We start from the raw sequence: 321 nt of genomic DNA, 5'->3' as shown, positions 1-321 counted from the left end.
TAGACATAATGACTCCCACACGGTGTTAGCCTCCGCTTTCGTGGGTTAGCTTAATTCAAAGCCAGAGCCATAATTAGTTTATCAATTAACTAAACAGCAGAGGCTAACATGAATAAACATAACATACTTTTTATCGGTCTTGATACACATAAAGAATTCAATGAAGTCGCCTATATTGAAGAGCATAGAGGTGCGCAACCTGTTCACCTGGGTCGACTTTCTTCTTCCAAAGTGGCCATTCAAAAGCTTGTTCGTCAGTTTGAATCTAAATACCCTGGCGCAACGCTACACTTTGTTTATGAAGCCGGCCCTTGTGGTTAT

Annotated in this window: 1 pseudogene; it reads left to right on the top strand. The window is 41.1% G+C overall.

Annotation, left to right across the window (positions count from 1 at the left end):
* Positions 1-108: 108 nt before the first annotated feature.
* Positions 109-321: pseudogene (locus J7338_RS20650) on the top strand (IS110 family transposase); the annotation flags it as partial.

The organism is Pseudoalteromonas ostreae, assembly GCF_018069805.1.
Taxonomy (GTDB): Bacteria; Pseudomonadota; Gammaproteobacteria; order Enterobacterales; family Alteromonadaceae; genus Pseudoalteromonas; species Pseudoalteromonas ostreae.
This window is presented reverse-complemented; position numbering and strand designations above follow the sequence as displayed.